Annotated in this window: 6 protein-coding genes; 4 read left to right on the forward strand and 2 right to left on the reverse strand. The window is 40.1% G+C overall.

Features of this window, described 5'->3' with window-relative positions; all coding sequences use genetic code 11:
* Nucleotides 1-533 precede the first annotated feature (533 nt).
* From KNP88_RS15420 to tenpIN, 3 genes are all read left to right on the forward strand, one after another.
* Entirely contained in the window at nt 534-1,001 is a 468-nt protein-coding gene (locus KNP88_RS15420) for a hypothetical protein (protein ID WP_214894528.1), read from the forward strand.
* A gap of 13 nt (nt 1,002-1,014) precedes the next feature.
* A complete protein-coding gene (locus tag KNP88_RS15425) occupies nt 1,015-1,221 on the forward strand; it encodes a hypothetical protein (protein WP_214894529.1) in 207 nt (68 codons plus the stop codon).
* A gap of 586 nt (nt 1,222-1,807) precedes the next feature.
* Nucleotides 1,808-2,302 carry a type III toxin-antitoxin system TenpIN family toxin gene (tenpIN, locus tag KNP88_RS15430; RefSeq protein WP_214894530.1) on the forward strand — a complete coding sequence of 165 codons (495 nt, stop codon included), beginning with the start codon at nt 1,808-1,810 and terminating at the stop codon, nt 2,300-2,302.
* Between the two features lie 310 nt (nt 2,303-2,612).
* Here tenpIN and KNP88_RS15435 read toward each other — a convergent pair whose 3' ends face one another.
* Together KNP88_RS15435 and KNP88_RS15440 are read right to left on the reverse strand one after the other, a co-directional pair.
* On the reverse strand, nt 2,613-3,485 hold the full coding sequence (locus KNP88_RS15435; RefSeq protein ID WP_214894531.1) for a DUF7687 domain-containing protein: 873 nt from the start codon (nt 3,483-3,485) through the stop codon (nt 2,613-2,615).
* On the reverse strand, nt 3,457-3,723 hold the full coding sequence (locus KNP88_RS15440; protein WP_214894532.1) for a helix-turn-helix domain-containing protein: 267 nt from the start codon (nt 3,721-3,723) through the stop codon (nt 3,457-3,459). Before KNP88_RS15440 ends, KNP88_RS15435 begins: the two co-directional genes overlap by 29 nt.
* 105 nt (nt 3,724-3,828) lie before the next feature.
* On the opposite strand from KNP88_RS15440, the gene KNP88_RS15445 reads away from it, so the two are divergent.
* Entirely contained in the window at nt 3,829-4,716 is an 888-nt protein-coding gene (locus tag KNP88_RS15445) for a DNA adenine methylase (RefSeq protein WP_353048797.1), read from the forward strand.
* Nucleotides 4,717-5,853 lie beyond the last annotated feature (1,137 nt).

The raw sequence follows: 5,853 nt of genomic DNA on the forward strand, positions 1-5,853 counted from the left end.
CTGCAATCTTGGAACGCCTAGACATACGGATACCTCGTCCTACACTGGACGCAGTGCACCGATGGGCAGATTTAACTCTTTCCTTTTGCAAGGGGTTAGTCTGCCCATCCAGCCGTTTTCCTCGCCTGCCTCCCGCAGTATGCCCTCGCTTTTCAGGTTCTACAAGTCTTTTTAATTAAAAAAAGGAATAGAAGGTGCCGGAAAGATGAAGATCAACGACAGGTTCACGTGTCGTGCGAGGGATGTTGAAGGAGGGAGCGAAGCGATTCCATTCAACATCCCGCAGTGCGCCAGCAAGCGAAGTGAAGGCGTAAACGCCGGAACGAAGTGCGGTAGATCAGGAAAGCGAAAATCTTAAACAGGTATCTAGAGAGAAAAATAGGTGCTGGAGTTGGTCGTTTATATCAACTACCGAACGATCTAGAAGAGCGAAAGTTAAGGAGAAATGCAGGTGTCTAGCCCTGTAATGTAGAAACTTAAGAGGGTAAGAGGCTAAAAAATAAGTCGGGTATAGAATTTGAGGGGTGGGACGCATGAGAGAAATGGAACTGACGATCCTTGACGTGACGGAACTCAACAAACGGATGAAGTTCCTCGACATCGCGAAACAGCATGCTCCAGTAGGCAAGGAGAAGCTCCGAGAAGCCTTGAAACAGGCTGGGGCGACGTTCGATCAACAGACGAAGCGTTGGCAGATTGCTGGAGACCATCCCAACGCCCAGAAGCGTGTCCTGGACTTCGTTCAATCGACACGGGTGAAGGAGAAAAAGAATCTAGCGAAGGAACCATTGCGTGTGGATCCCGTGACCGGACAGTCGCAACTCGACGACGGCTATTTCGAGATCGAGACGAAACCGCAACGAATCATTCGAAAAAAGGTCTCGCTCGACCTCGACGTGATGCTCCACAAGCGTCTGAAGCATATCGCACTCGAGAATGACGTGAAACTCTACGAACTCGTCGAAGGTGTTCTGCAGGACTATGTACGCAAACAAAAATAAGGAGGACGAACAGATGAAAACCTTAGCGAACTTCCGAAAAGATTTCGAAGAAATTCTTGAGGATCCGAACACGAATCGGCGTGATGTCCGATTGGCGAACTTGATGTCGGAGATGGAGGGAGCGATCCAAATCCCACTGCTGCAAAATCTCGAATGGGAAGCCCAGCATCCGGAAGAGATTAAATTGTACCGTGAGATCTCGAACGCTCGAGTGCTCTGAAATCGCAAAAAACCGTCATCGTTGCGTGAAATGACAATTCCTCGCAACGATGATGTTGATATAAATAGATTTTTAAAAAACGATGCGAAAAAAGGGTGTTTTCACAAACTTTTTTCGCATCGTTTTTTAAAAAAATTTTTACGTTGCTAAAGTCAAGTATGTATTTTTTTCTTAGAAAGAAGTACGCTTTATAAATCTTGAACAAACAGTGAACATTTGTTTGTTTATAGGTTATAATTCATAATATCGCTCTAGGAGATTAGTCGCATTTTATTTGATTAATATTAGGTTTGATACAAAGGTTTGTTTACGTCTACTAGAGATCTTCACACTAAGAAACCAACGACATAAGAGATTAAGAAGATAATAACTAAGAAACCAACGACATAAGAGACTAAGAAGATAATAACTAAGAAACTAATGACATAAGAGACTAATAGATGATAGATAAAAGAATAATTTGGAGCGAAAGAGGTATTTGGATTTAATCTGTGTTTTGAAAAGGGTAAATAGAAATGGGGGTACCAACTAGAGGCATCGAACTGTTCTATAAAGTTTCATACTAAAATTGAGAGGAGGAACTGCAATGAACCTTCATCAGTTAACTCCCGTTTTCTATGCAGAAAATGGACACTTGATAGAAGCTTTAGATAAAACGCCCGGTAGTCAATTTAAAGATAAAGGGCGAGGATATGCAGTTCTCGTTGTTAAAGTAAAAAACATTCAATTCGCTATTCCTTTAAGATCATCAATGAGTATAGATCATAAATACAACTTCACTACGAAAACGTCGGTTAACCCGAAAGGGAAAAAAGTTAGGCATGGACTAGACTATTCCAAAGCCGTAATAATCACTTCTCAAGCTCAAGTAAACGAAAAAATCTTTTATCTAAAAAAGAAAGAAGATTACCTGAAAATCAAGAAGCAGGTTGATAAAATTCAAATGGAATTTGAGAAGATGATTGAAAAATACATCCGAGCAGTGCTGAAGAACGACAAAAACATACTGCGCGAGTTTAGATACTCGACTCTTCAAAATTATCACGAAGAACTGGGTCTCGTAGTCGAGAAAGTATCGTAATTAAAAGCCCTTCCTGTTATCAGGAAGGGCTTTTATCATACAACGGGCTTTCTTTTTTTTACGTGGGGCTATCCCTACCACCACATCATACCAATAGGGTATTATTTTTTTTACGTGGGGTCACCCTTGCCGCCACAACATCCGTAATTGATTATAGTCATAGTGATAAAAGTCAGTCAATCAAAAGAAAAAGCAACTCTAGAGTGAGGAAAAGAAGAATCTTTCTGGATCTTGGGTTTTCAATCTGACTTATAGACCTGTTTCCGTTATACCTAGCTCTGAAACGCTTTTCTTGTTTTTATAGACTGTCTTAATCATTTAAAAAATTATGTTTATAGTACTTCAATGTATCTTTTAATATTAATGGCCAGCGATCTACAACTTCCCTCCCAAGCAGTACTTCATCGGCAAGACCCATATGCATCATGTCTACGATACGACATAAATATGATTTACCATCATCCCACCAGACTCTGTATGAATCGATCATATATACGTGTTTGATGTTGACTCCGGTGTCTTCCCGGATTTGCTTTGCTTCAAAACCGTCTAATTGTGTTTCGTAAACTCCGTCCGAGATACGGCTGCCAAAAGAGGTTGTATAGTAATACTCTTTGATTTCCCAAATCAAATGAGCGTTGTTCACATCAGGGAATGCACCATCAAAACGTCTTGAGAATATACCTTCTAGTTTTTTATCTTCGCTTAGAACGTAAGATAGACTTCTTGGATCATCGTTAAATCCTATATCTTCACCGTAGATTAAGTTGTTTTCAGAAGCGAAATCACGTATTGTTTTTTCGGTTAGTGTATTGATTATGCATGTAAAAAATGCGTGGTCTTTTTTTTCGTTACTTTGCTTGTTGAGTGGGAAGTTAGAAGTGAAATTGTTGCTGGTGTGAATATCTTTGTAGTTTTCGAAGAGTGCTTTTGCTTCAGAAGCATTCATGAAGTTATCTTTGACTGAATTTAAAAGATGAGCCCTATACTCTAGGTATTCTAAAGCGTCGTCCAGAAGATCTTCTTCTATTTGAATCTCTAGTTTTTTAAGAGCGTCAATCGCTTTATCTTTACTATGAAAGATGATTGATCCGGATTTAGAGTATCCAAGCTTTTCAGATAGTAGCTTGGCATATGCCCAAAAAGAAGAACTTTTATTTTGGAATTTCGGATTTGCTTGCACGGCTATTCTCTCCCTTTTCCATATACAAAAAGAAGGAAGAAGGCGTTATATCTAGAGCATTACAAATCTTAATGATATTTAGTAAAGAGACGTTGCGATCGCCTCGCTCAATATCGCTAATGTACGTACGATGTAGTCCTGTACTTTCAGCAATTTTCTCTTGGCTATGGTTACGTTCTTTTCTCAAAACTCTAAGTGTATTTCCGAAGTTTTGTTTAATTTCATTTTCGTATGTCATGATACCAACCTTCTTTTATGTAACGTTATAGAAGGAATGTACTATCGTGCAGACTATAAGTCTACATACTTTAAGTGACATATGATATAATGCTCAATGAATGAGGTGAAGGAATTGAATCAATTAAAAACTAACGTACCACAGTTATTAAAATGGATCGGGAATAAGCATCGATTTGCAAAGGAAATCGTTTCATATATGCCTGATGACATAAACACTTACTATGAACCTTTCTTAGGTAGTGGAGCAGTACTAGCAGAACTTTCGAGCATGAATCAAAATAGCTTAATTAAAAAGTACACAAAAGCAGTTGGGTCTGATATCCTCCCATTTCTAATCGAGATTTTCAATTATGTAAAAGACGAACCGGAAATTTTGATCGATCATTACCGAAAGAATATTTCTACTTATAACGAAGATAGACAAGCGAAATATTTAGAGATTAGAGATCGGTTTAATAAAGATTTCAATGCTTTAGATTTTGCGTTGCTCACCAGAACTTGTTACTCCGGAATCATTCGTTTTCGTAAAAGTGATGGATATATGAGCACGCCAATCGGTCCTCATAATCCTATTTCTCCAGATACATTTGAATCGAGAGTGCTTGCTTGGAATGAATTATTAAAAGAGGATGTAAGTTTTATTAATCGAGATTTCAGAGAAGTAATGGACATGGCTGGAGAGGGCGATTTGGTTTATTGTGATCCTCCTTATACACACAGTCAAAAGATTTTGTATGGAGCACAAGCATTTGATATCGAAGATCTATGGACTAAAATTCGTGAGTGTAAAGAGAGAGGAGCCAAGGTGATGCTCTCCATAAACGGAACGAAAAGGTCAGGAAGAGAAGACATAGGAATCGAAGCTCCAGAAGGATTATTCGAGAGAGCCGTCTTTGTAAACTGTGGTCCGTCGATGATAAATAGACTTCAAAGAAGTGGAGAAATCATGGAAGATGAGCTTGTTCACGACAGTTTATTTTTCACTTGGTAAAACAAAAAATATATAAAAAAAGATCAAAACAAATGAAAAAGAGCATAAGGGGAAACTGCTATCACTCAGCGTGCTAGCCTAGGCGGAGCCTAGTGTTTCCCTGATATCATCAAAAACGCCAAAAGGTCACACCGCGTGCCACTAAAAACGGCATTTTGGCACGGCGTTTGCCACTAAAAAAACACGATTACTAGTGCTAGTAATCGTGTTTTTTTGTTTTTCAAAATGAATTTTCAATTTGAAAAAAGCATTTGAAATTTATTTTTTTGAATTGAGATTTGATGAGTGATTAAAATAAAATGTTGTCAGAAAATTGATGTAAGCGTACAATAATCAGTAACAAAATACGGACGGAACAACAAAAAACGCCACTTCTCCCATCTACTTGTCGCCAAACGAGTAGATGATCAACGAAGTGACGCTTTTGAATAGCGAGTGCACGAACACTTGCTATTGAATCGTTGAAGGCACATAGCACGTGACTTCAACTTAGATGCACTTATCATACTAAGGAAACCTTTAACATTCAAGGTTTTAGTGTAGAAAAAGGACATCATTCAGTAGCAAGTTTTACGAAACTCGCTACTGGATGATGTCCTTTTTGTTTTGGTTTTACATAAAAAGAGGTCAGCACTCGCTCTTTAAACGAGTAGGTTCATCCAGCCGACGCAGTAGAATGGATCGGTCGTCATCGCAGTTCCAGCACGTGACGTGACGTTAGCAGGGGAAGGACGGAGAGCCCTGTACATAGCCTAAGTCCCGAAGGGATACGGTAAAGATCGTTGAGAAGGTTCAGACGGGGTCATATGGTACGAGACCGTAGGCAGTCCCACGACAAACGGTGGGGAATTTCCTAGTAGGCGGCTGTATGATTGCTGTGACACGACGTATGACGGCTTCTGGCCGCCATACAGTGGGTTATATGACAAGTCGCCGAAAGGCAGCAAGGTAGGGCGTGGAAACGCCTTGTGTGCGCGCGAGCGCAGCGAGTCATATCGTAGGGGCGAGAATCCCCTGCAATCTTGGAACGCCTAGACATACGGATACCTCGTCCTACACTGGACGCAGTGCACCGATGGGCAGATTTAACTCTTTCCTTTTGCAAGGGGTTAGTCTGCCCATCCAGCCGTTTTCCTC

It is taken from the genome of Exiguobacterium sp. H66, from assembly GCF_018618705.1.
Taxonomy (GTDB): domain Bacteria; phylum Bacillota; class Bacilli; order Exiguobacteriales; family Exiguobacteriaceae; genus Exiguobacterium_A; species Exiguobacterium_A oxidotolerans.